General features: G+C 40.6%; 24 protein-coding genes and 1 tRNA gene. 13 read left to right on the top strand and 12 right to left on the bottom strand.

Annotation, left to right across the window (positions count from 1 at the left end; genetic code table 11):
- Window positions 1–4 precede the first annotated feature (4 nt).
- The 5 genes from IQ259_RS06760 to IQ259_RS06740 form a co-directional block, all read right to left on the bottom strand.
- A complete protein-coding gene (locus IQ259_RS06760) occupies window positions 5–661 on the bottom strand; it encodes an HAS-barrel domain-containing protein (protein ID WP_193882857.1) in 657 nt (218 codons plus the stop codon).
- A gap of 101 nt (window positions 662–762) precedes the next feature.
- Entirely contained in the window at window positions 763–960 is a 198-nt protein-coding gene (locus tag IQ259_RS06755) for an NAD(P)H dehydrogenase subunit NdhS (RefSeq protein ID WP_193882854.1), read from the bottom strand.
- Between the two features lie 101 nt (window positions 961–1,061).
- A complete protein-coding gene (gene rodA, locus IQ259_RS06750) occupies window positions 1,062–2,441 on the bottom strand; it encodes a rod shape-determining protein RodA (protein WP_193882835.1) in 1,380 nt (459 codons plus the stop codon).
- Window positions 2,442–2,539: 98 nt separating this feature from the next.
- A complete protein-coding gene (locus IQ259_RS06745) occupies window positions 2,540–3,634 on the bottom strand; it encodes an Mrp/NBP35 family ATP-binding protein (protein WP_193882832.1) in 1,095 nt (364 codons plus the stop codon).
- A gap of 337 nt (window positions 3,635–3,971) precedes the next feature.
- On the bottom strand, window positions 3,972–4,496 hold the full coding sequence (locus tag IQ259_RS06740; RefSeq protein ID WP_193882829.1) for an SRPBCC family protein: 525 nt from the start codon (window positions 4,494–4,496) through the stop codon (window positions 3,972–3,974).
- 65 nt (window positions 4,497–4,561) lie between these two features.
- On the opposite strand from IQ259_RS06740, the gene IQ259_RS06735 reads away from it, so the two are divergent.
- The 3 genes from IQ259_RS06735 (at window position 4,562) to IQ259_RS06725 (ending at window position 6,781) form a co-directional block, all read left to right on the top strand.
- Window positions 4,562–4,708: a hypothetical protein gene (locus tag IQ259_RS06735; protein ID WP_193882826.1), complete on the top strand. Its 147-nt coding sequence runs from the start codon at window positions 4,562–4,564 to the stop codon at window positions 4,706–4,708.
- 231 nt (window positions 4,709–4,939) lie between these two features.
- Window positions 4,940–5,983 carry an oxygen-dependent coproporphyrinogen oxidase gene (gene hemF / locus IQ259_RS06730; protein ID WP_193882823.1) on the top strand — a complete coding sequence of 348 codons (1,044 nt, stop codon included), beginning with the start codon at window positions 4,940–4,942 and terminating at the stop codon, window positions 5,981–5,983.
- Window positions 5,984–6,412: 429 nt separating this feature from the next.
- Window positions 6,413–6,781, top strand: a complete 369-nt coding sequence (locus IQ259_RS06725) for an STAS domain-containing protein (protein ID WP_193882821.1) — start codon at window positions 6,413–6,415, stop codon at window positions 6,779–6,781.
- Window positions 6,782–6,865: 84 nt separating this feature from the next.
- Here the strand turns inward: IQ259_RS06725 and IQ259_RS06720 are convergent, their stop codons facing one another.
- On the bottom strand, window positions 6,866–7,483 hold the full coding sequence (locus tag IQ259_RS06720; RefSeq protein WP_193882818.1) for a chromophore lyase CpcT/CpeT: 618 nt from the start codon (window positions 7,481–7,483) through the stop codon (window positions 6,866–6,868).
- Window positions 7,484–7,659: 176 nt separating this feature from the next.
- On the opposite strand from IQ259_RS06720, the gene psb29 reads away from it, so the two are divergent.
- A complete protein-coding gene (psb29, locus tag IQ259_RS06715; RefSeq protein ID WP_193882813.1) occupies window positions 7,660–8,367 on the top strand; it encodes a photosystem II biogenesis protein Psp29 in 708 nt (235 codons plus the stop codon).
- A gap of 21 nt (window positions 8,368–8,388) precedes the next feature.
- Here the strand turns inward: psb29 and IQ259_RS06710 are convergent, their stop codons facing one another.
- Window positions 8,389–9,177 (bottom strand): hypothetical protein, encoded by a 789-nt coding sequence (locus tag IQ259_RS06710; protein ID WP_193882811.1) that lies wholly within the window; start codon window positions 9,175–9,177, stop codon window positions 8,389–8,391.
- 379 nt (window positions 9,178–9,556) lie between these two features.
- Window positions 9,557–9,856: a 30S ribosomal protein PSRP-3 gene (locus IQ259_RS06705; protein WP_193882808.1), complete on the bottom strand. Its 300-nt coding sequence runs from the start codon at window positions 9,854–9,856 to the stop codon at window positions 9,557–9,559.
- Window positions 9,857–10,007: 151 nt separating this feature from the next.
- Between IQ259_RS06705 and IQ259_RS06700 the strand changes: the two genes are divergently transcribed.
- Window positions 10,008–10,808 carry a TIGR01548 family HAD-type hydrolase gene (locus IQ259_RS06700; protein WP_193882805.1) on the top strand — a complete coding sequence of 267 codons (801 nt, stop codon included), beginning with the start codon at window positions 10,008–10,010 and terminating at the stop codon, window positions 10,806–10,808.
- A gap of 107 nt (window positions 10,809–10,915) precedes the next feature.
- The gene (locus tag IQ259_RS06695; RefSeq protein ID WP_193882802.1) at window positions 10,916–12,310 is read left to right on the top strand and encodes a cytochrome P450; all 1,395 of its coding nucleotides are present in this window, start codon (window positions 10,916–10,918) and stop codon (window positions 12,308–12,310) included.
- Between the two features lie 375 nt (window positions 12,311–12,685).
- On the opposite strand, the gene cysC is transcribed toward IQ259_RS06695, so the two are convergent.
- From cysC to ruvB, 4 genes are all read right to left on the bottom strand, one after another.
- Window positions 12,686–13,237, bottom strand: coding sequence for an adenylyl-sulfate kinase (cysC, locus tag IQ259_RS06690; RefSeq protein WP_193882799.1), 552 nt, complete (start codon window positions 13,235–13,237; stop codon window positions 12,686–12,688).
- Between the two features lie 51 nt (window positions 13,238–13,288).
- Window positions 13,289–14,566, bottom strand: coding sequence for a glycosyltransferase (locus IQ259_RS06685; RefSeq protein WP_193882796.1), 1,278 nt, complete (start codon window positions 14,564–14,566; stop codon window positions 13,289–13,291).
- Between the two features lie 100 nt (window positions 14,567–14,666).
- Window positions 14,667–15,473, bottom strand: a complete 807-nt coding sequence (locus IQ259_RS06680) for a tetratricopeptide repeat protein (protein WP_193882793.1) — start codon at window positions 15,471–15,473, stop codon at window positions 14,667–14,669.
- A gap of 176 nt (window positions 15,474–15,649) precedes the next feature.
- Window positions 15,650–16,750 carry a Holliday junction branch migration DNA helicase RuvB gene (gene ruvB / locus IQ259_RS06675; RefSeq protein WP_193882790.1) on the bottom strand — a complete coding sequence of 367 codons (1,101 nt, stop codon included), beginning with the start codon at window positions 16,748–16,750 and terminating at the stop codon, window positions 15,650–15,652.
- A 157-nt stretch (window positions 16,751–16,907) separates the two neighbouring features.
- Here ruvB and hisF point away from each other — a divergent pair, with 157 nt between their 5' ends.
- The 7 genes from hisF (at window position 16,908) to IQ259_RS06640 (ending at window position 23,061) form a co-directional block, all read left to right on the top strand.
- Window positions 16,908–17,681, top strand: coding sequence for an imidazole glycerol phosphate synthase subunit HisF (hisF, locus tag IQ259_RS06670; RefSeq protein ID WP_193882787.1), 774 nt, complete (start codon window positions 16,908–16,910; stop codon window positions 17,679–17,681).
- 109 nt (window positions 17,682–17,790) lie between these two features.
- Entirely contained in the window at window positions 17,791–17,982 is a 192-nt protein-coding gene (locus tag IQ259_RS06665; protein ID WP_015113328.1) for a hypothetical protein, read from the top strand.
- 94 nt (window positions 17,983–18,076) lie between these two features.
- Window positions 18,077–18,149 (top strand) — tRNA-Ala (locus IQ259_RS06660).
- A gap of 15 nt (window positions 18,150–18,164) precedes the next feature.
- Window positions 18,165–18,308: a hypothetical protein gene (locus IQ259_RS06655; protein ID WP_193882784.1), complete on the top strand. Its 144-nt coding sequence runs from the start codon at window positions 18,165–18,167 to the stop codon at window positions 18,306–18,308.
- Window positions 18,309–18,523: 215 nt separating this feature from the next.
- A complete protein-coding gene (locus IQ259_RS06650; RefSeq protein WP_193882781.1) occupies window positions 18,524–21,151 on the top strand; it encodes a site-specific DNA-methyltransferase in 2,628 nt (875 codons plus the stop codon).
- A 25-nt stretch (window positions 21,152–21,176) separates the two neighbouring features.
- Window positions 21,177–22,535, top strand: coding sequence for an AAA family ATPase (locus IQ259_RS06645; protein WP_193882777.1), 1,359 nt, complete (start codon window positions 21,177–21,179; stop codon window positions 22,533–22,535).
- 10 nt (window positions 22,536–22,545) lie between these two features.
- Window positions 22,546–23,061 (top strand): hypothetical protein, encoded by a 516-nt coding sequence (locus tag IQ259_RS06640; RefSeq protein WP_193882774.1) that lies wholly within the window; start codon window positions 22,546–22,548, stop codon window positions 23,059–23,061.
- Window positions 23,062–23,073 lie beyond the last annotated feature (12 nt).

The raw sequence follows: 23,073 nt of genomic DNA, 5'->3' as shown, positions 1-23,073 counted from the left end.
CTACCTATGGATGGATTTGACTCAAAATAAAACGTAAGCGATCATAGTCGTCTTTCAACAGCACACTCAGCATCCGTCCTGCCTTAACAAGCCATTCTCTATCAGCTTTGCGTAACTGGTAAACATCTCGAATGGCTGCGGCGGCTAAGGACTCAACTGGCGCACCGTTTACAGACAATAATGTGCGTAAAAAATCTAGGTTTTCTGTAAATTTAATGATTGCTTCGGCTTCACATCGATAAACAGCTTGATGAATTTGCGGCGGACGAGGTGGTAGATACTGATATATTCTGGGGATTTCATGGGAATCCTGGCAAGGTAGTGCAAAACCAACAATCGCCGCCCGAAATTCGGTTTTCAGCATGGCAAATATCTGGGGTTGTTCTTCACGTAAATCCTGCAATGACAACCCCAGAGCCACCGCCCGATGTATGGAATCTATGGGCATAGTTGTGGCATAAGACACCACAGCATACACTTGATTGCCTGATTCTTCATCCACAGCACAAACCCAACTACCAAAAGGTGGCATAGCTGGAAAGCTTAAGTCTTCTGGTTCTAAGCACTGTGCCAGAAACTCGGTGGTATTAGTCTCAATCACCTCCGCAATGTGGTTGGGGTGGCGATCGCTTGTGGCAAACTGTGGTAAAGGAAGGCGCATGATAGTGCTGAGTGCTGTTAGCGGTAGCGGGGCGTTCAGCCCGTGCTGAGTGAATAGTCAATAGTCCACAGCTTTTTGACTATTGACTGTTAACAAAAATCCTATTTTGCTTTTTTTCGTCCGGCTGTGGTGTCTACAAGTTCCAACTCTGAGAGGCGAAAGGTAATTAATTTATCCCAGTTGCCACCTTCAAACAATACAGCTACTTTGCCATCACTTACCCGTTGTACGAGTCCTTCGTAACGATAGTAGGTATCTGCGGGATTATTGACGCGAACAGTTGCTCCAGGCAGAATCATGATTTTTACCTTCGCTGATTTACTGTTAATAGCTTAATACTTGTCCTTTGTCATTGGTTACTTGTTATTTGCGCTAAAACTATTAACCATTGACTAATGACTCATAAATAGTACTTCTGCCGTTGTCGGAAATTTGCTACGGATTCTACTATTCCTAAACCGATGAAATTAGTCAGCATAGCAGAACGTCCGTAACTCATCCAAGGCAACGGAATTCCGGCTACGGGTGCTAAACCAACAGTCATACCAACATTAACAATTAACTGAAACATGATCATTGACAAAACACCAATCGCCAATAACGAACCAAAGTTGTCTTTAGCTGTTTGTGCTACATGCAGCAAACGGAAGCAAATCAAGCAAAAAACGAATAATACTACCAAACAACCAATAAAACCAAATTCTTCACCCACTGCGGAGAAAATAAAGTCTGTATGCTGTTCGGGGACAAAATTTAGTTGTGTCATTGGCCCCTTAAATAAACCCCATCCCCAAACTTCTCCCGCACCAATGGCTATCCGCGATTGAATGAGGTGATAACCTGCACCTAGGGGATCATGATCGGGGTCAGTAAAAACCGTGAGACGGGCTTTTTGATAGGGTTTTAAAACATGGTTCCAGGCGAAAATGCCTAGTTCACCACCCAAGATATTGAGAGTCCAAGCACCAATAGCACCAAAACCAAATCGCCGCCAAGGTAATGTTAGCCAACCCAAAATTGCCATCGCAAATGCCCAAACAATTCCTAAAGGAGTAAGAGCTACTTCTTTAAGAAATCCTAAAGGCTCAAGAGCTATTTCTTTAAATCCTAAAAGCGCAAAATCTAGCACTTTAAACAAGTCGATTGGTTCTGGTAACGGCCAGTGAATGCTAAACAAAATGGCGGAGATTACAGGAGAAATTAACAGAATGAGCCAACCAGGGTTAGCATTAGCCCAGTAGAGCATCCCCAAAACGATCGCCCCAAATACTAAGGATGTAGCCAAATCTGGCTGCAAAAATATTAGTCCCCAAGGAATAGCAGTAATTGCCAAGGCACGAAAAACATTGTCGAGGGAAGCCGCTGTTCGCTTATGCAGTAAAGCCGCTAGGGTAATAATGATGCCAATTTTGGCAAATTCTGACGGTTGGACATTAAAACCAGCAACACTAATCCAACGCTGTGCGCCTTTGGCACTAGTACCAGCCAGCATCACCGCAATCAAGCTCATGTTAGTGAGAGCGTATGTAATCCAATGCCATTGAAGTAAATTTTCGTAGCGGATACGAGCTAAAAACAACGCTATGAAAACACCAATGCCAGATACTAACCAGTGCCACCACCAGTCTGTGACAGGTTGTTTCAGTTCTGTACTCAAGATCATAAGGCCGCCAAAGATACTGGCAGCAACAGGCAAACAAAATAATAACCAATCTACTTGTTGCCAAGGCTTAACCCAAGATTTCCAGCGAATTTTGGGGAGCGAACGTTTTAATAACATTGTGCGATTTTAGACTTTAGTTTGAAGACTTAAATTTATTGACGACTAATAATCTGTATTCCCAGGCGATCGCCCAGGAATCAGACAAAAATTCAAATTTACGCTGTCAGCGCGGCGACTGATACTTTACCCGCTATGGTAAGAGCGATCGCTTTTAATGCTTTAGCAGAGGCCGAATTAGGTTCAGCCACGACAATCGGCACACCACTGTCACCACCAACCCTAGTAGAAATCTCTAGGGGTACGCAGCCTAGTAAGGGAACTCCTAATTCTGTGGCGGTTTTAGAACCACCACCAGAACCAAAAATATCGTACTGTTTATCTGGCATATCGGGGGGAATGAAGTAGCTCATGTTTTCTACTATTCCCAAAACTGGGACGTTCATTTGCTGGAACATCCGCAATCCTTTGCGGGCATCTAACAAAGCAACAGTTTGTGGTGTGGTGACAATTACGGCTCCAGCCATTGGTACGGCTTGAGTTAAAGTTAACTGGGCATCACCAGTTCCCGGTGGCATATCAACAATTAAATAGTCTAGTTCTCCCCATTCCACTTGGTAGAGAAACTGGCGAATTACACCATTCAGCATCGGTCCCCGCCAAATTACAGGCTGATCTTTGTCAATCAAAAAGCCCATTGAGACTAATTTGACACCGTGATTAAAAGCAGGTTCTAAAACTTCACCTTTTTCTGTGGAACGGACGACAATTTGAGCATCAGCTAGTCCCAGCATGGTGGGATCGTTGGGGCCGTAGATATCGGCATCAAGCAACCCAACTTTTGCACCTGTTTGGGCAAGGGCGACGGCTACGTTGACGGCTACCGTGCTTTTACCCACACCACCTTTACCACTGGAAACCGCCAAAATATTTTTCACACCAGGAACACCATTGCGATCGCGCAGGGTGCCGGTGGCATCAGGTAAATTTTTTTGCTGGGGTGTTTCTGCTGTTACTTCTACATTTATTTCAGTAACACCAGGTAGTTTTTTTACAGCTTTTTTACAGTCTTCGACAATAAATTCACGTAAGGGGCAAGCGGGTGTAGTCAACACCAAAGTGAAGCTAACCTTGCCATTGTCAATGTTGACGTTGCGAATCATATTCAGTTCTACCAGACTCTTGCGGAGTTCTGGGTCTTGCACAGGTCGCAACACTTCTAAGACTGAGCGGGAATCTAGGACATCGTACATAGTGTTTTCAGCATTACCGCCGTAAAAAAATTTAAGAAATTTTTATTCTTACCTAATAGAATCTTAACTTTCTTGGGAGTAACGCACTAGAGATGAATCAAGGATGAAAGCTAAAAAATTTCTACTAGTACAGCTTGGCGGAAATAGCGCAAAGTTGGCGGTGTCGGTTTCCGTCCCGCCAAACTTTGTAAGAGAAGCAGACTATTTGAAATGGGTAAAAAGCTTTCGGTATGAGTACTCTTTCTTTTTACTTTTGCCTTCTTGTACTAGCCTGCGGCAAGCCATCCTTTGGGTGTGTACACACTTCATCCTTCAGACTCACACTTTCCTCTAGCTTCTAAAAATCAAAACAACTATCTTTAAGTGATTTTTTCTTGCGGGATACCGCTTGCACGGCGGCATTTTCTACGGCTTCAACTAAAGAACGTGCAACCTGATCTGCATAAGGACGAGACAATGACCAAATCAGAGGGGATAACCAGCCTTTAAGTGTTACAGAATACGATAAACAAGTACCACAAACAGTAGATTCAACTTGATAAGTAACTCGCTCTTCCACTCCAGGAATTGCCATCACTCTCACACTCAGTAATTCTCTGGGATTAACTCGCTCCACAAATATACGGATAGGAAATGGCGAAAAGCGTGTGACAGCCAGGTAAATTAAGCCAGGTTTGGGTACTAATCCGTAGGGGACGTTGGTACTTTTTAGTAGAGGATGCCAGGAAACATCTGTTAGATCAACTACTTTTTGCCACAATTCATCTACTGAAGCGTCACTAATTTCTCGGTACGTCCGTACTAGAGACGCACAAAACCGACGACGTTTGCGGTGGATGAATTTAGATAACCAACCTCGCATTTACCTTATCCTCCTCGCTACAAACTTGCTGGGAACTCTGGTATGGTGAGCAATTATGGTTGCTCTTGCGTAACATTTCTCAATATTGTTTTCGAGATAGCAGCCACCGATTAGGAACAAATAACAACAAGGTTGCTAGGGCTGGAAACCAAGGCTTGCAGGGCATCACCATCATTGCTACGGCATATGCTAACTTGCTAGAAGCTGGTTGAAAACCAGAATGTTCCCATCAAGAAGTACAAAAAAAACTCAGTCAATATACAAGCCTATACGCATTTGAGGGAAAATAACTCTAGTCATACACATCAATCATGTAAAAGCTTGACAACTAAGACAAAAGTAGTTTAAGCAAGTCGAGCTAAAAACAGGTTCGTATTGCCTACAAATTTTTAACTAAAAATTTCTGGCTTTTTGGCAATTGTAATTAAGGTTCGGGAATCTCTATGTTGACTAATTCGCACGCGCCAACGTTAAAAGCAGTATCATCCAAATTTTTACCACCAACGGATGCTAAAGCTAGGGTGAGTCAGTGGATGAAACAGCTGCAAGACGAAATTACCCAGGCTTTGAGCGATCTAGATGGTGTTGGTAAGTTTCAGGAAGATGCTTGGGAACGCCCAGAGGGTGGTGGTGGGCGATCGCGTGTGCTGCGTGAAGGTAAAATCTTTGAACAAGCAGGTGTAAATTTTTCTGAAGTTTGGGGTTCTCATCTGCCAAAATCAATTCTAGACCAACGCCCGGAAGCCGAGGGACACAAATTTTATGCCACAGGTACTTCTTTGGTATTACATCCCCGCAATCCTTATGTCCCCACAGTTCATTTAAACTACCGTTATTTTGAAGCAGGGCCAGTCTGGTGGTTTGGTGGTGGTGCTGACTTGACACCTTACTACCCTTTTGCGGAAGATGCTGCCCATTTTCATCAAACCCTGAAACAAGCTTGTGACCAACACCACGACGAGTATTATCCAGTATTTAAGCGTTGGTGCGATGAATATTTTTATCTCAAACACCGCAATGAGACACGGGGTGTAGGTGGTTTGTTTTTTGACTATCAAGATGGTCAAGGTGCTTTGTATCGCGGCCCCAACCCCAATGGCCCAGCCGCTGATTACAGTGACAAAGTTGGAGTAGTAGAACAACGGACTTGGGAAGATTTATTTGCTTTTATCCAAGGCTGTGGCCGAGCCTTTTTGCCAGCCTACGCGCCCATTGTAGAACGCCGAGACGGAATAGAGTATGGCGATCGCGAACGGAATTTTCAACTCTACCGTCGCGGTCGGTACGTTGAATTTAACTTGGTTTACGACCGGGGGACAATTTTTGGACTCCAAACCAACGGACGCACAGAATCCATTCTCATGTCTTTACCACCCTTGGTACGCTGGGAATATGGTTATCAGCCTGAACCCAATTCCCCCGAAGCCGAATTGTATGAAACTTTCCTCAAGCCTCAAGATTGGATAAATTGGACACCAATCCACTAAGGTAAAGTGCTGAGTAATCCATCCAAAGGTAGATTTATCTGCTATTCTGCTACCAAAAAAATCAGTGTTGGGTATGTTGTATTGGAATACAAAATTCTGCATATTCGTTACTTAGTACTAGCTTGCGCCCCGCAACGCTCACAGAGCTTTCAACTCAGCGCTTTCATTGGCACTCAGCACTTTTTTAGTGAGTTACACTACTAAAGGTAAGCACCTAGTAAATAGGTGACTATTTTAGCTGTAACTTGTCCATCTCAAGTGTCAGCACTGGATAGTTCTCTAAAGTGGTGAGTCAATTAATTTACCAAATTTTTAGAAAACTTCTACTTTAAAACAAGTGAAGTACTACTAAGTAAGTTCTTCGACTCACCAATCTCAGGCTTAATCCAGCAGTAGTCAATTTGAAAATGAGTGCCACGGGGATTTTTAGTGATACAGATAGAACAAACAACCTATACAACCCAGGACGGTAATACCGTCATAGTTTTAACACCAGCCGGTCGCCTAGACATCACTACAGCTTGGCAATTTCGCCTGAAGTTGCAGGAATGTATTTCCAAACTCAGCCGTCATGTAGTGGTGAATCTTGGTCAGGTAAATTTTATTGATAGTTCTGGTCTCACGTCTTTGGTTGCTGGTATGCGTGATGCTGATAAAGTCAAGGGCAGTTTCCGCATCTGCAACGTACACCCAGAAGCCAAACTCGTGTTTGAAGTCACAATGATGGACACAGTATTTGAAATCTTTGAAACAGAAGAGGAAGCTTTAGAAGGTGTTCCTCGTAGTATGGCTAGTTAATAGAGTGCTGAGTACGAAAAACATACACTAACAAAGCATGAAAAAATAGCTCAAGTCCAAGGGCTATTATTTTTTACTCAGCACTCAGCGCTCAGCACTATCAAGTGAGTACTCTTCTCGTTTAGTGTAGCGATAAGGGCCTAAAATCGCTCCCCAAGTTGCTTTTCCCGTCTCCGAGTCAATACCTTTGTCGTGGCTGTAAAATTCTTCTGCTGTGGCTTCAAACCCCAAGGAAACTTGTACAGTGTTGCCTAAATAATTAAAGCAACAACGAGTCTCGGTCGGTTGAGTAGCGACAAATTTGTAGTTGTTGGCAGCTAATTCTTGCTGGGTAACTGTCAGGATACAACCTGGCAATAAATCTAACTGTTCGATTGTCAGTGTCTTGAGTAAAGCAGGATTACGGCCTGCACCACTTAAGGCACTTGGATTTTTAGGCATGTAGTACTGAATTTGCCAGGTTGTATTAGAATCGTTGCCTGGCATTAACCGCAATATTCGCTGTCGGTAAGGGCGGTCTAAGTTGATAATATTAGCTTGTTCAGCAAACAGGGCAATACTATCTTCTGTGAATAAGTTAACTGGTCGTTGCCACATACGTAGGTGGACATACCAAGCAGGTTCTGCTAAAGCTTGTTCCCGATTATCAAACTCACCAGCTATGTACTTACCTAGAGTAATTAGAAGGGGTAAAAAGCTCATAACTTAATGATGCACAATCCAAAATATTTGATAGCTGGTTATTGAGCAATAAAAATTGATCCCACTTATGCTACCAAATTAACTAAAGATTATGATGAGAAACCCGAACTTGGCAAACTAGCCTTTAAGGGAGACAATAAAATAACGTCGCCCTTAACATTCTTAATATTTTCTTTGTGAATAACGTCCGTACTGTCTCTGATACAAAGCGAACTTTCTATTCTTTACATACCCGTCCCATCAACACAATCTATCGCCGGGTAGTAGAAGAGTTGATGGTAGAAATGCATCTGCTATCAGTAAATGTTGATTTTAGTTACAATCCAATTTATGCCTTGGGCGTTGTCACAACCTTTGACCGCTTTATGGAAGGCTATCAACCGGAACGAGACAAAGAATCAATTTTTCATGCCATCTGTCAGGCTGTAGAGCAAGAACCGCAACACTACAGACAGGATGCTGAAAGGTTACAAGCTTTGGCGAAAATTTTACCAGTCCATGATTTAATTGCTTGGCTCGGCCAAACTGAGAATTTAGGTAGATATCCTGATTTGCAAGCACAATTGCAAGCGATCGCAACTAATCCTCAATTTAAATATAATCGCTTGTTCGCTATTGGTCTATTCTCCTTATTGGAACAGTCCGATCCGGATTTAGTTAAGGATGAAAAGCAACGCACTGAGGCTCTAAAAACTATTGCCGCTGGTTTGCATTTATCTGACGACAAACTCAACAAGGATTTGGAGTTATACCGCTCTAATCTAGAAAAAATGTCGCAAGCACTGGTGGTAATGGCAGATATGCTCTCAGCTGACCGCAAAAAACGCGAACAACGCCAACAACAATCTACTACACCAGTTACTCCCCCAACGGCTAATGAATAGTTGACAGTCATCAAGAGTTTATCAATTCTTTGGAGGAAAAGTAATTTTGTTACCCACCGGAGTACTAATTACCTTTCCTCCCAAATTCTCAATTTCTTTAATTGCTCTTTTACGAGTTTTTTCATCAACTCCATTATTTAATACCATTGCCCAGGTAGCAATTCGAGCGTATCTGCCATCAGGATTACGACTGATAAATTCAGCAGTTTGAGTAGAATTTTGAGCTATATGTTGACTTTCTGGGTCTGAATAGTTATTTGCCCAATCTGCTGTCATCGTGAAAGAATTTTGCGCGGCTTGAGCATCTCCTAAAAATAATAATTCATCAATGCCTTTATAACGCCACACATAATAGGACTTTTCAGGAACTTGGGGAGATATGGACTGCAAACCCTCTCTCATCAATTCTATGGAGCGTTCTGGCATTGCAGCATACATAGCAGTACTAGTAGAAAGACCTATATAAGCTCCTAAAAATCGTGGGTCATGTTTAATAATAATGTCAAAATATTCTGGGCTAAGGCTGTAACCTGTTTTCTCTCGAACTTCGTCATCACCAAAATATTGTAAAAAGTTTAAATAAACCCAATTAGCAATAAAATTGTCATAACCGAAACTAGGTAATTCCTTTAATATACTGAGGCGGAGATATTCTACTTGGATATCTTTTTCTAAACTTTCTAAGGAAGAGGCTTGTTTGTTAATTAATAGTGATTGTAGTCGCGGCAATTGAAGGGTGCTAACTCCTAATATACTTAAACAGGCGACCAGAGGCGTAATTAAAGCTTGATAAGATAAACGCAATAACATATGAGGCTATTTTTTTGCAGTTATAGTCGCCTCATTGTATGCAATATTACTTATTATCAGTATAGATTTTAAATAATTTTTAAGTAATCTATTATCCTAAATAATTATCTGAAGTCAGTTGATGAACAAAATACATCATCTGTAGAGAAGCGATAAAGCTTCTCTACAGATAGTATATTTGTCACATTCTTTTTTCAAATTGGAAAGAAAACACCAATTTGCTCAGAAAGAAAGAGCGGTAGAAATTTAGCCATATAGACTCAAAATCTGTTGTTGCTGTTTGTTAACCCTGTTGCACAACTTGTTGATAGTGGCAGCAGGGACAAGAAAATCAAACTAGGGACGCTTGTAAGACAGCAAAAGAGCTAATTGTGAAACACTACGCACTACCTGTGAAACCAACTTCTGGAAACTTCAATTGAGCTTCTGCCATTGGACGGTTTTTGCCTTCCTCTTGCCAGTAGTTAATCACTTCTGTTGATTTATTGAGCAATTCAACGCGATCTAGCTCACTAATCCAGTGTTTGGATTCGAGTTCCTTTTTTAACTCTTCCCACGCATCATTTCTAGGCCAGAAAAAATACTTAGTCAAAGGACTAGTACCTTTGCCTACAACTTGGTCTACTGCTAGGGCAACGTTATCTTCCAACCAAAGAATTTTCAAAATGAACTTGGTCAATCACACCTCCGGGAAATATCCGGGCATTACTTACTAAGTTTGCGATTGCTTATTTTAACTTAATATCTCACCGGATGACCAAAGAGTGATTAGCAATGACATACTTATCCCATTTACAATCTGAAAGGCTTAAATTCTGAACCACGCAATTATGACTGCACAAGTTTCAGCACGAGCAATTGTCGTTTTTGATATTGATGGCGTTGTGCGCGATGTTAGCGGTTCTTATCGCCGCGCGATCGCCGATACTGTAGAGCAGTTTACAAACTCAGCATATCGTCCCACACCGTTAGATATCGACCAACTCAAGTCTGAAGGGATTTGGAATAACGACTGGGAAGCATCTCAAGAATTAATTTACCGCTACTTTGAGTCTCAAGGAGAACTACGAGAACAACTACAACTAGATTACAATACGATTGTTGCCTTCTTTCAAGACCGTTACCGGGGAGCAGACCCAAAAAATTTTACAGGATATATCTGTGATGAACCTTTATTGTTAAGCTCAAGCTATCTCCAGCAGCTGAGTGGAGGTGCGATCGCTTGGGGATTTTTTAGCGGTGCTACTCGTGGTTCTGCTAATTACATCTTAGAAAAACGTTTGGGCTTGCAGTCTCCAGTCTTGATTGCGATGGAAGACGCACCCGGTAAACCAGATCCGACAGGATTATTTGCCACTGTTGACAAGTTAGAGCGTGGACAAAAAACTAGCACAGCAGTTATCTACGTGGGCGATACAGTCGCTGATATGTACACAGTAGTTAAGGCGCGAGAATTACAGCCACACCGCCCTTGGATTGGTGTTGGCGTGTTACCACCGCATGTACAGGAAACAGCAGCACGCAGTCAATCTTATAGTGAAACACTCCAAAAAGCTGGAGCCGCAGTAGTTTTGAGTAATGTCGAGCAGTTAAATCCAAGCAAAGTTGAAGAACTATTACGATCTTGCTAGGGCTGAGAATAGTTCGAGAAAGCGATCGCCTGAATCATTGTTCTAAGATTAAGCAAGTTATACGTGCAGTCATCGATCGCTGATTCTAAATTATTGGGTAATGTAAAATGTCTAATCTCAAACTGCCTGATGGCCCCAAAACTCATCCTTGGGTACAAACCTATCAGTGGTTAGCTAACCCTTTGGGATTTATGGAAGCTTGTGCTAAACGCTATGGTGATATTTTCACTCTGCGAATAGGCCCTGTTTTTACTCCTCAAGTTTTTATTAGCAACCCCCAAGCAATTGGACAGATTTTTACAACTCCTCCCCAACTTTTAGATTCTGGTGCGCCAGCAGGTATCAAAGCTCCTTTGTTGGGACAGCATTCTTTACTAGCACTAGAAGGGAAACCCCATCAGCGCCAACGCAAGCTATTAACACCACCTTTGCATGGAGAAAGGATGCTGGCTTATGGTCAGTTAATCCAAAATATTACCGAGAAAGTGACTGCTAAATGGCAAATTGGGCAGCCTTTCTCTATGATCTCTTCTATGCAAGAAATATCCTTTGAGGTAATTTTAAAGGCTGTCTTTGGTATGCAAGACGGGCCACGTTACGAAAAACTCAAGGAACTACTGATCAAAATTCTGAATCCCCAGCAACCTTTTATCACAGCAATGATATTTGTCTTCCCATTATTGCAACGGGATTTAGGCGCAAAAAGTCCTTGGGGACAGTTTTTACGTTTACGCCAGCAAGTTGACGAAATCATTTACGCTGAGATTCAAGAACGTAAAGCCAAACCAGACCCATCTCGCACTGATATTTTGTCATTGATGATGGCTGCACGGGACGAAGAGGGTCAAGCGATGACAGATGTAGAGTTACGAGATGAGTTGATTACTCTCTTGGTGGCTGGTCATGAAACTACTGCGACTTCTCTAGCATGGGCAATTTACTGGGTTCACCGTTGTCCACAGGTACGAGAGAAACTACTGCAAGAATTGGAGAATTTAGGTGCAGATGCTGATGCTAATGAAATTTTTAAATTACCTTATTTAAATGCAGTTTGTTCAGAAACACTGCGTTTATATCCAGTGGCGATGTTGGCATTGAATCGATTGGTTAAATCACCCTTAGAAGTTATGGGTTATCAGTTAGAACCCGGAACTTTGGTGGTTCCTTGTATTTATTTAACCCATCATCGAGAAGATTTATATCCTGAATCAAACCAGTTTAAACCAGAGCGTTTTTTAGAACGTCAGTTTTCTCCTACTGAGTTTTTACCTTTTGGTGGTGGGAATCGCCGCTGTATTGGTATGGCTTTTGCTTTATTTGAAATGAAATTAGTTTTAGCCACAGTGTTGTCACAATTGCAGATGCAAGTCGCAGATAGCCAGCCAGTACAGCCAGCACGTAAAGGTGCATTGCTGGGGCCATCTGGGGGTGTCAAAATGATTGTGACCGGAAAAAGTTTACGAAAACCGAGTGTTTTTGAGACTAGTGCTAATTCAGTTTAAAGATTAGCAGCATAAATAAGTAGGCTCAATAACCTAGAGCCTTCTGCAAATAGCAAAAATCAAGTTGTATTATTATGAGGAATAAAGCTGCGTATCACAAGAAATTTCCATTGTTCTGTGTGGTAAATGGCTTTACGTCTAATATTTGTACCTAAAGTCATAATGACCAATTTAAAAAAATAAAATATACGTCTTTTGCAGTTTTTATCAACTAAAACATAATCTTAAGTATTGTATCCATTGTAATCAAAATAAGGTTGCAACTTCTGACGAATTTGCTTATGGTTGTGTTCTACCTCTGGCAATAAGTTAAGTTGACGCGGTTGAATCAAGCTGTCATAGATTAAATTTAAATAACAACTTTTTTGTGATGTTTCACTGTTCAGCAAGCGAATAAATATAGCCTAGCTCTGCCAATTTTGCCAAAACCTTACTTGCACTTTCTTCAATAGTTTCTTTATCTGTTCTGCATTCTACTTCTGGGTTCAATGGTGGCTCATACGGGTCATCAATCCCAGTAAAATGCTTAATATCGCCATTTCGCGCTTTTTTGTATAGGCCTTTTACGTCCCGTTCCTCACAAATCTCCAACGGTGAATTAACGTAAACTTCCATAAAATTACCAATGCGTTGCCGTACCTCTTCACGAACTTCGCGGTAGGGTGAGATAGCTGAAACGAGAACAATCACATTATTCCGAGTCAGAAGATGAGCCACAAAACCAATGCGGCGGATGTTTTCATCGCGGTCTGCTTTGCTGAAGCCCAAACCATTACATAGATTTTGGCGCACTATGTCACCATCGAGGACTTCGACTTGATATCCAAGCGATCGCAATTCTCTTTCTACGACTCGGTTAATACTGGTCTTTCCGGCACCACTTAGACCAGTAAACCAAATTGTAATACCATATTGCTTTAGCTTCACTTAACCCCCAGTCTCGTGCAATGTAATTTATGATCTTTACAGATGTCTAAACTATGTTTCTCTCAAAACAGGCTTTCCTGTAGCTACGGCTTGTTCAACAATATCAATTGCTCGGCTAACTCCCCCTGCTGTCTTAATTGCTGCTTGTAATCTCAAAGCATTCTTTTGATAAGAATCATTCGTCAATACTTTTTGAATAGCTGTTTGCAGTTTAGAAACAGTTACTTTCTTCACTGGTACAGCCTCACCACATCCAGACCAAGCAATACGAGCCGCTACACCGGGTTGATCATTAGTAATAGGAATTGCAACCATTGGTACACCGTTTGTTAAGCATTCCAAAGTTGTATTCATGCCAGCGTGGGTAATGGTGAGATTGGCTTTTTGGAGCAATTGGAGTTGAGGTGCATAACTAACAACTAAAGGATTTCCGGGTAGTTTTTGTAAAACTTCAGGATTTGCAGAACCACCCAAAGAAATTACTAATTGAGCATCTAAATCTTTACAAGCTTCAGCAATAGAGTGAAAAACTTCTAACAGACGATTTTGGATAGTTCCCATTGAAGCGTAAATTAAAGTTTGCCCAGTCAACTTTTCAAAAGGGAAATCAGCCGCATCTCGACCAACTGAACTGTGATATGGCCCTGTGAAATGGAAGCACTGAGGTAAATTTTGTCTAGGAAATTCCAATTCCGCAGGTTGTTGACTGATTTGAGCTAGTGAGGAATAGCGTTTATTCGGCTCAGAGTATGTAGGTAAATTGTTGTCTCGACAATACTCATTGATAACTTCTGTGATTGGTTTGCCGATGCGATCCAACAACTGATAACCTACTTTGTTACGTAGCTTTGCCCACCAAGTTGGGTTATAGTCCCAGTTAGTCATGAAGGGGGGGACACTATCTTCCCGATTAAGTACTACAGCGCTACAAATAGTAATATAAGGCAGTCCTAAGACATCTGCGATCGCTCCTCCTTCTCCTGTAACTTGATCTATTAGCAGTGCTTCTACACCCGTACTTTTGATTGCAGTAGGTGCTTCCCTCAGCATGGTAGTTGCACTATCTCTCAGTAATGCAACTGTGTATTGCAATGCAGCACGTCCACTGAGTTGTCCTAATTTGGCTAAGGCTTCTGCATTTGCTCCAACCGGATACTCAGCTTGACCAATGGCACAATATTCTAATCCAGCTGCCAGTGTTTTAGCTTCAGCTTCGAGAAACCCAAATAAAGTCACACGATGACCCCGCTGCTGCAATTCTTTTCCTAGGGGAAGCATCGTGTTAAGATGACCCGTTGATGACGGACAGATTAGCCCATAGTGAGTCATATTTTTGTTTCTGGTGTAATTACAACGTTGATGTAATATATACCAAAAAACGGGTCAAGATTGATACAGACAGGTAAAAGCGGGGTTTTTAAGACAGTACCTACTGAAGTTTCAAAAACTTATCTAAAGCTGCTACCATACTAGGCGGCCAACGGCGGATATTCTGCACCCAGTTAATATCTTTGTAACGGTTATCCAAGCCATAGGCGGCTACCCAGTTACTTTCGGCTTCGCCTTTTTGACCATTTACCCAGTAAGCTGCTGTTAAGGCAGCACGTATATCAGCAAACTTAGAATATTTTCGGGCTATATTTCGCATCTCACGGATGGCTTGGTCGATTTGACCATTTTCATATAAAGCCAGGGCGTAGTTAGCACGGGCAAAGGCAAAATTTGGCGTAATTTCGGTGGATTTTTGATAATCTGCGATCGCATCTGGCCATTTTCCTAAACCTGCTTTGGCATTACCTCGATTGTTATAGGCCATTGCATCGTTCGGATCTAATTCTAAGACGCGGTTATAATCTGCGATCGCATCTGACCATTTGCCTAAACCTTCTAATGCTGTACCTCGATTCAAATAGGGATCTGTAACATTTGGAGCCAATTCTACGGCTTTATTGTAGTCTGCTAGTGCGGCTTCTAACTTATTCTGACTCACCCGCGAATTTCCCCGATTACTCCATGCACCCGCATTGGTAGGAAACTTCTCAATAATTTTTGTCCAATACATTTCAGCCTTAGCAAAATCACCCTGATTTGTGGCTGCAAACGCTTGATTTGCCCACTCATCTCCTTGTTGGAGTTCCTCTGGCGTAAAGTTAGATTGTAGGGATTGTGCTATGACTGGTTGACCCCAGCCAAACACAAGTAACAGACAAAGAATAACACTAATTAACTTGATCATCTGGATTTACCTGTGTCTATGAGGAGGTTAAAAGGTAAAAGTAACCGAAGTGTAAAAAAAGTAAAAAGAGAGAATGCTTATTTTGTATAAGCTTTTCACCTTTTTAAGATAGTGGCTTTATTTATGCCGTGCTGTACTAGATATTTTCTTTTGTTTTTACCTTTTTAAGTTTGAGTTCACAACAAAGACATCTGCTCATTCGGCGGTGTAAATCCCATATGCTTGTATGCAGCTTTAGTGGCGGTTCGTCCGCGGGGTGTGCGGCTTAAATACCCAATCTGCATCAGGTAAGGTTCATATACTTCTTCAATAGTTTGAGTATCTTCACCAGTGGCTGCGGCGATAGTTTCTAAACCCACGGGGCCGCCATTAAATTGCTCAATAATCACACTCAACATCTTACGATCTGTCCAATCTAAGCCACAGGGGTCTACTTGGAATAGTTGGAGTGCTTCAGATGCAACGCTTTCGTTGATTTCTGTTAATTTTTTAACTTCCGCATAATCACGCACTCTTTTAAGTAGCCGATTGGCAATTCGCGGTGTCCCTCGTGAACGACGAGCGATTTCTGTCGCACCATTTTCTGTAACGTTGGTTTGCAGTAGTTGAGAACTGCGGAGAACAATTTTGCTAAGTTCATCCACTTCATAAAAGCGTAACTTTTGAACTAAGCCAAAGCGATCGCGTAGGGGTGAAGTTAAAGCACCAACACGGGTTGTAGCTCCCACTAAAGTAAATTTTACCAGTGGCAAACTTCTAATGCGAGCGCTTGTACCTTTGCCGATGGTAATATCTAAGCGATAATCCTCCATAGCTGGATAGAGAATTTCTTCTGTCATCCTTGAGAGGCGATGAATTTCATCTATAAATAGAATGTCTCCGGGTTTGAGGTTCACTAGTAGCCCCACAATATCCCGTGGACGTTCTAGGGCTGGCGCACTCGTAATTTTATAATTGACCCCCATTTCCGATGCTAAAATCATTGCCATTGTCGTTTTACCCAATCCTGGCGGGCCATATAACAACAAGTGATCTAGCACTTCACCCCGTGATTTTGCGGCTTTGATGGCAATTTCCAGTACATCTTTTAAGTCTTTCTGTCCTAAGTAATCGGCAAATCGCTGTGGTCGAATACTCTCTTCTGGCTTTCCTTGTTCATCAATAGCGGCTTCCGGTTGCAAAATATTCTCTTGGGAGGATGCTTTTGTTGACTCCCTTTGCTGTTTGGGCTGTCCATTAGGTTCTGGAGGCTGTTTTTTCGAGGAGATGATCGCCATAATTCAGCTATTTACTTTGACTTGAGGACTAGTTGAGTGTCATCGAAATCGCAATACTTGAGAATAAACCTCAAATGCAAAAATTTTAGTTTGGGAAGACACGTACCCATTTAAAATTTAAATTCCGAACAATGAAGGAAGGAGTTGAAAAGTTACTATGTTATCTAAAAGAATCTTACCCTGCTTGGATGTGAAGGCGGGACGGGTTGTAAAAGGAGTTAACTTTGTCAATCTCCAAGACGCAGGTGATCCGGTTGAATTGGCAAAGGTTTACAACGATGCTGGGGCAGATGAGTTAGTATTTCTGGATATTACAGCCACTCATGAAGACCGCGATACAATTCTCGACGTAGTTTACCGCACGGCAGAGCAGGTCTTTATTCCGTTAACTGTGGGTGGTGGAATACAATCATTAGAAAATGTTAAAGCTTTGTTACGGGCTGGAGCCGACAAGGTTAGTATTAACTCTGCGGCAGTACGCGACCCAGACTTAATTAATCGGGCAAGCGATCGCTTTGGCAATCAGTGCATAGTTGTTGCAATTGATGCCAGACGCAGAGTTAATCCGGAAAATCCTGGTTGGGATGTGTATGTACGTGGTGGCAGGGAAAACACTGGTTTAGATGCTCTCAAATGGTCTGCTGAAGTTGAACAAAGAGGAGCCGGAGAACTATTAGTTACAAGTATGGACGCTGATGGTACTCAAGCAGGTTATGACTTGGAATTAACAAAAGCGATCGCCCAATCAGTACAAATCCCCGTAATTGCCTCTGGGGGTGCAGGTAATTGTGAACATATCTATGAAGCTGTAACTGAAGGTAAAGCAGAAGCCGCATTGTTAGCATCATTACTTCACTACGGGCAATTGAGTGTGTCAGAAATTAAAAATTATTTGCGCGATCGCCATATACCAGTACGTTTGTACTTTTAAGCTAAAAGAAAGATATCATTAAAATCCAAGTGCCTGCCACCCAAATTCAATACAGTTCTCAAAAACGATGTTAATATTAGTTTACAAGTATTAATAAATATTAAAAAATATGTTAATCCCTATTTTATTATTTGATGTGGCGCTGGTGGCATGGTCACTGCATCTAATGGAAAAAGCCTACGAGAACAAAGAATTTTCTTTGATGTTGGCTGGTACATTGGTAGCCCTCGCTGCTGCTGCCATGTTAGTAGTTTACTTCCTCATGGGTCACTGTATGACCTACCTATTACAAGTTTCATAGAAAGTAGTGTTTAATAAACTAAGTATTTCATTCATTTCATCAAGATAACTTGACAAACAAAAAAATATTAAGATAAAATATAAAATGGACTTTTGGGGTTATAGCTCAGTTGGTAGAGCGCTGCAATGGCATTGCAGAGGTCAGCGGTTCGAACCCGCTTAGCTCCATTTTAAATTTTAAAGATGAAAGATCAACACTTTTGTGGTGTAACTTTAGCCATAACTTTGCCGCAATGGCAAGCTTATGGTTCCAACACACCTCGGAAATATTATGCTTCCAGTTGTTACAGCTTGGCGAAAACAAAAAGTAGTCGTGCCTGTAATTAATAATACAGCTAAAGAGCTTACTATGTTATTACTCAGAAACCAATTTGATAAAAATGGCAACAATGGTATGTGAACCCGTAATACCCATTTGGTTGGAGAAAATTTACCAAAGAGTAGTCAACCAGTTGAGAAGCTAAGTCGCAAAAATTTTAACGAACTGGTCTAACAGGTCAAATAGATTGTAAATTAAAAGCTCTGAGACAAGGGAAACTGATATGGCAAGGCAGAGGAAATCAGAGCAGAGAGAAATTGAGCAATATAAGCATGAAAACCAGCAACGAGCCAATAACCCGCCAATTGGACTAGTTAACCCAGATACTGACCCAGAAGAGGATACTAAAAAGTATGCCTACGATCCTCACCTTGATCCTCAGTTAGTTTGGGCTGGGAAAGCAGAGCATACAAGTTTTGAAGTGCCTACAGTCTCGCTGCACGTCCATGAACGGATAGATCCGCGCACAATTATTGAGGCAGTGCGGAAGCGTAAAGATGAAAAGATTAAACAACTGTCTTTATTTCAAACTCCAGAAGAAAATCCTCCGATTCGACAGGCTATTGAATTCTACAAGCACAAGCATAATTGGACAAACCGCTTAGTTGCTGGAGATTCCCTTTTAGTAATGAACTCATTACTACAAAAAGAAGGAATGGCAGGGCAGGTGCAAATGATTTATATAGATCCGCCTTATGGAAGTCAATATAATTCTAATTTTCAACCATTCGTGAATAAACGGGACGTAAAAGATCGCAATGATGAAGATTTAACCCAAGAACCAGAGACTATTAAAGCATTTAGAGACACTTGGGAGTTAGACATTCATTCTTACTTAACTTATTTGCGCGATCGTTTATTGCTGGCAAAAGATTTACTCCATGAAAGTGGTTCTATTTTTGTGCAAATAGGTGATAAAAATGTCCATAGAGTTCGGTGTTTAATGGATGAAGTATTTGACAGTAACAACTTTTGCATGGAAATTGTGCTGATGAAAGCAAGCAGTCAGTCATCTAAATTATTACCAGGTGTCAATGATTTTTTGCTATGGTTTGCAAAGGACATCAGCCAGATAAAGTATAAAGAATTGTTTACAGAATGTGACCCTATAGAAAATCCAAACGAGCGATATATTTGCGTTGAGACAAAAAATGGAGAACTTATTGATCTTTCTTTAGCACAAAAAACAGGAAAGCAACCATTACCAGAAGGTCGTATTTGTAGATTATGGCCAACATTTTCTCAAAGACGTGGTAATGATAATTCATTTAAATACACTTTTAATAATGTTGAGTATGAGCCGCCTACAAGATATGGCTGGCAAACCACTATTACAGGTCTAAATCGTTTAGCTGCTGCTGGAAGATTACATCCTATTGGTAAATCACTACGATGGAAAGTCTATCACGATGAGTTTCCTTATAAGACTTTAAACAGTACTTGGTTAGATTTAAGACCGGGTGGATTTGGGGAACAGAGAATTTATGTTTTACAGACCGATCATAGAGCAATAGAGCGTTGTCTTTTAATGACAACTGATCCAGGAGACTTAGTACTAGATCCAACCTGTGGCAGTGGCACTACAGCTTATGTTGCAGAACGTTGGGGAAGACGTTGGATGACTTGCGATACTTCTCGTGTATCTATTACCCTGGCAAAACAAAGGTTGATGACTGCAATTTTTGATTATTATGAATTGGCGAATTTTAAAGAAGGCTTAGGTGACGATTTTAAATATAAAACAGTATCTCGCATTACGCTAAAATCTATTGCCAACAATCCAGAAATCAAGGAAGGAATGGCAAGAAAAGAAATTGAAGAAGTAATTAAAAAATACGCTGCTAAGGAAATTCTTTACGATCAGCCTCTAGTTGATAAATCAAAAGTAAGAATTACAGGTCTATTTACAGTTGAGTCTGTTCCTGCACCAACCGTTAAACCCCTTGATAATGTCGAAGGATTGACTGATACCCCAGATGCAGATCAATCCATTGCCCGTTCTGGCGAAACACTGCGGCAAGCAGAATGGCGAGATGAACTTTTCAAAACAGGAATTCGAGGTAAAGGCGGTCAATACATTCTATTTTCTAGAGTTGAACCTTTACCGGGGACTCGTTGGCTTCATGCTGATGGCGAAACTAAACCCAGTAATGAAGAAAATGACACTTCTCTCTTAAGTGGCGGTACTCAAAACAAGCCAATGCGAGCTGTTATTTCCTTTGGGTTAGAACATGCTCCTCTCGATCAACGCCAAGTAGAAATGGCAATTCAAGAAGCAGAAACCCAGAAACCCAAACCCAAATTAGTTATTTTTGCTGCCTTTCAATTTGACCCTGAAGCAGCAAAAGATATTGATGAAACTAACTGGCCTGGTGTGACTCTACTCAAAGTACAAATGAATGCGGATCTACTTACAGAAGACCTGAAGAAAAAACGTGCCAGCAACGAGAGTTTTTGGCTCATTGGTCAACCTGATGTCGCACTTCGTCGTATTCATCGAGGAGAAGATACAGGTAAATGGGAAGTAGAAGTGCATGGCTTCGATTACTACAATACTAGAACCGGAAATGTTGAATCTGGCAGTGTTGAAAAAATTGCTATGTGGATGCTAGATACTGATTATGATGGCAGGAGTATTTTTCCTTCCCAAGTTTTCTTTCCAATGGCAGGAGAGAAAGATGGCTGGTCACGTCTTGCCAAAAATCTGAAATCCGAAATTGATGAAGATTTAATTGAGTCCTATCAAGGCACTGTTTCATTACCTTTTGAAATAGGTAATTATCAGCGTGTTGCTGTAAAAATAGTTGATGATAGAGGAATCGAATCTCTAAAAATTATCCGGCTAACTTAGAAGGTTAACTAATTTCAATGTACTTATGCTTACTAATATTAAAATCAAAAATTTTCGAGCATTTCGAGAAGACATAGATGTTCGTATCAGACCAATAACAATTTTGATTGGTAGAAATAGTGCGGGAAAATCCACACTTATTAAGTTTTTACTTATGCTCCAGCAAACTCTAGAGTCTAGCGAATCTAGTGAAGGTGATTTTTTTTCTACGGAGGGGCGGCACGTTAGCCTTGGTACTTTTAAAGATTTACAAAATACTAATTCTCGTAGTAAGGTAGCTCAATTTACTCTAAATCTCAAAACTAATGATTTACCTGATACTAAAATTCAACAAATTAGAGAAAAACTCCAACAAAGTAAAGCGATACCAAAAATAGAAGATAATAGCACTGATATTGCAATTAATTTAAACCCGTTTTCAACTTTCATAGATGAAGATCCGCTAGGACAAGCAACTAGCGTAAAAGTTGATTCACAAATCACTGCAAATGATTTAATAGCTGATTTTTGCATTTTCGGAAGTATTCCATATAGTGGTAAACAAGCTAAACATACAGTTACTTGTAAGATTGGAGGAAAAAAAGTTCTTCATAAAAAAGAAACAAATATTAGGCGCACTAGATTTCTTAAATTTCCTCTCCCAAATGATCCAGTAGAGATACTCAAATCTGCTTTTGATAATCTTTACCTAGATGGTATAAGAAATGAAATTATCTCTATGCGACATTTATCACCTGTTCGTGAAGAATCAGAAAGAAGTGTCATACTAGGCAGCCCGCCCCTAGATGATGTTGGACATAGGGGTGAATACGCTATGCCTCACTTACAGCGTTTGCTTACTGATGGTGGAGAAAGAGCAGATTTTGTTTTACGACATATTGAATCTGTTATTGATATTGAAGATGTAAAATTTAAATCTCAAGTGAAGGGATTTATTCCTGAATTTCGAGCAAAAAACAAATTAACTGGAGCCGAATCTTATCTAGCAGATTTTGGTTTTGGTGTTAGTCAATGTATACCAATCTTTGTACAAGGAGCTTTACTTAATCCAGGAAAGTTACTAATTGTTGAGCAACCAGAAGCTCAAATTCACCCAACTGCACAACTTGAAATGGGTTCTTTTTTCGCTGAATTATGGACAAAAAGAGGTGTTCCGTCCATAATTGAAACTCATAGTGAGAATATCATTATAAGGTTGCGTAAGCTGATTGCAACAGGACAATTGAAGTCAGAAGATGTGACGGTTGCATATTTTTATATCAAGGATAATTCTGTCCAAGTAAAAAATTTATATATTAACTCAGATGGCAGTTTTGAAAAAGGACTTCCTATGGAGTTTTTTGGAGCAGATATTCTAGAAGCTCTCAGTATTGATATTATGTAATAAATCAAAAATGACAGAAAATAAGCAGTTAATACCAATTGTGATTGATACTAGTGTATTTATCCATATTCTTAATCCCCAAATCAATGAAGGTAGGCATATTGACATCCTACTTGCTCGACTTGCATCCACACATCAACTTCAAATTGACAAAGCAGGTAAAATTGACGTTGAGTATAAAAGAAAACTTTTTGATGTAATCACTAACATGGATGAGCAAAGATTTGAAAAACAAATTCTCCAGTTTTGGATTTTAACCAAGAGAAAAAATATAATAGACATTGAACCATCAGAGCAATTAAGGAATGGAATAGAAAAGATTATTAATGATAAAACTAAAAGTGTTGATCGTTGCCTTGTAGCAACTGCTGCTTTAACTACTGCTGATTTAATTACTAATGACGGTGTAGATATTTTGAATAATGCTTCAGCCTTGCATAAAGAAATTAAAAGAAATAGACTAAAAAAAATTCAATTAATGAATTCTCAAACAGCACACACTAATTATTGTATAAATACCAATTAAAAATCACAAATA

Origin of the sequence: Fortiea sp. LEGE XX443 (genome assembly GCF_015206815.1) — a bacterium.
In the GTDB taxonomy this organism is placed as follows: domain Bacteria; phylum Cyanobacteriota; class Cyanobacteriia; order Cyanobacteriales; family Nostocaceae; genus Nostoc_B.
This window is presented reverse-complemented; position numbering and strand designations above follow the sequence as displayed.

Excerpts from the sequence above, each read along its gene's own strand:
- IQ259_RS06760 (WP_193882857.1), bottom strand. The coding sequence starts at position 661 with ATGCGCCTTCCTTTACCACAGTTTGCCACAAGCGATCGCCACCCCAAC.
- IQ259_RS06755 (WP_193882854.1), bottom strand. The coding sequence starts at position 960 with ATGATTCTGCCTGGAGCAACTGTTCGCGTCAATAATCCCGCAGATACC.
- rodA (WP_193882835.1), bottom strand. The coding sequence starts at position 2,441 with ATGTTATTAAAACGTTCGCTCCCCAAAATTCGCTGGAAATCTTGGGTT.
- IQ259_RS06745 (WP_193882832.1), bottom strand. The coding sequence starts at position 3,634 with ATGTACGATGTCCTAGATTCCCGCTCAGTCTTAGAAGTGTTGCGACCT.
- IQ259_RS06740 (WP_193882829.1), bottom strand. The coding sequence starts at position 4,496 with ATGCGAGGTTGGTTATCTAAATTCATCCACCGCAAACGTCGTCGGTTT.
- hemF (WP_193882823.1), top strand. The coding sequence starts at position 4,940 with ATGTTGACTAATTCGCACGCGCCAACGTTAAAAGCAGTATCATCCAAA.
- IQ259_RS06720 (WP_193882818.1), bottom strand. The coding sequence starts at position 7,483 with ATGAGCTTTTTACCCCTTCTAATTACTCTAGGTAAGTACATAGCTGGT.
- IQ259_RS06710 (WP_193882811.1), bottom strand. The coding sequence starts at position 9,177 with ATGTTATTGCGTTTATCTTATCAAGCTTTAATTACGCCTCTGGTCGCC.
- IQ259_RS06700 (WP_193882805.1), top strand. The coding sequence starts at position 10,008 with ATGACTGCACAAGTTTCAGCACGAGCAATTGTCGTTTTTGATATTGAT.
- IQ259_RS06695 (WP_193882802.1), top strand. The coding sequence starts at position 10,916 with ATGTCTAATCTCAAACTGCCTGATGGCCCCAAAACTCATCCTTGGGTA.
- IQ259_RS06685 (WP_193882796.1), bottom strand. The coding sequence starts at position 14,566 with ATGACTCACTATGGGCTAATCTGTCCGTCATCAACGGGTCATCTTAAC.
- IQ259_RS06680 (WP_193882793.1), bottom strand. The coding sequence starts at position 15,473 with ATGATCAAGTTAATTAGTGTTATTCTTTGTCTGTTACTTGTGTTTGGC.
- ruvB (WP_193882790.1), bottom strand. The coding sequence starts at position 16,750 with ATGGCGATCATCTCCTCGAAAAAACAGCCTCCAGAACCTAATGGACAG.
- hisF (WP_193882787.1), top strand. The coding sequence starts at position 16,908 with ATGTTATCTAAAAGAATCTTACCCTGCTTGGATGTGAAGGCGGGACGG.
- IQ259_RS06665 (WP_015113328.1), top strand. The coding sequence starts at position 17,791 with ATGTTAATCCCTATTTTATTATTTGATGTGGCGCTGGTGGCATGGTCA.
- IQ259_RS06655 (WP_193882784.1), top strand. The coding sequence starts at position 18,165 with ATGAAAGATCAACACTTTTGTGGTGTAACTTTAGCCATAACTTTGCCG.
- IQ259_RS06650 (WP_193882781.1), top strand. The coding sequence starts at position 18,524 with ATGGCAAGGCAGAGGAAATCAGAGCAGAGAGAAATTGAGCAATATAAG.
- IQ259_RS06645 (WP_193882777.1), top strand. The coding sequence starts at position 21,177 with ATGCTTACTAATATTAAAATCAAAAATTTTCGAGCATTTCGAGAAGAC.
- IQ259_RS06640 (WP_193882774.1), top strand. The coding sequence starts at position 22,546 with ATGACAGAAAATAAGCAGTTAATACCAATTGTGATTGATACTAGTGTA.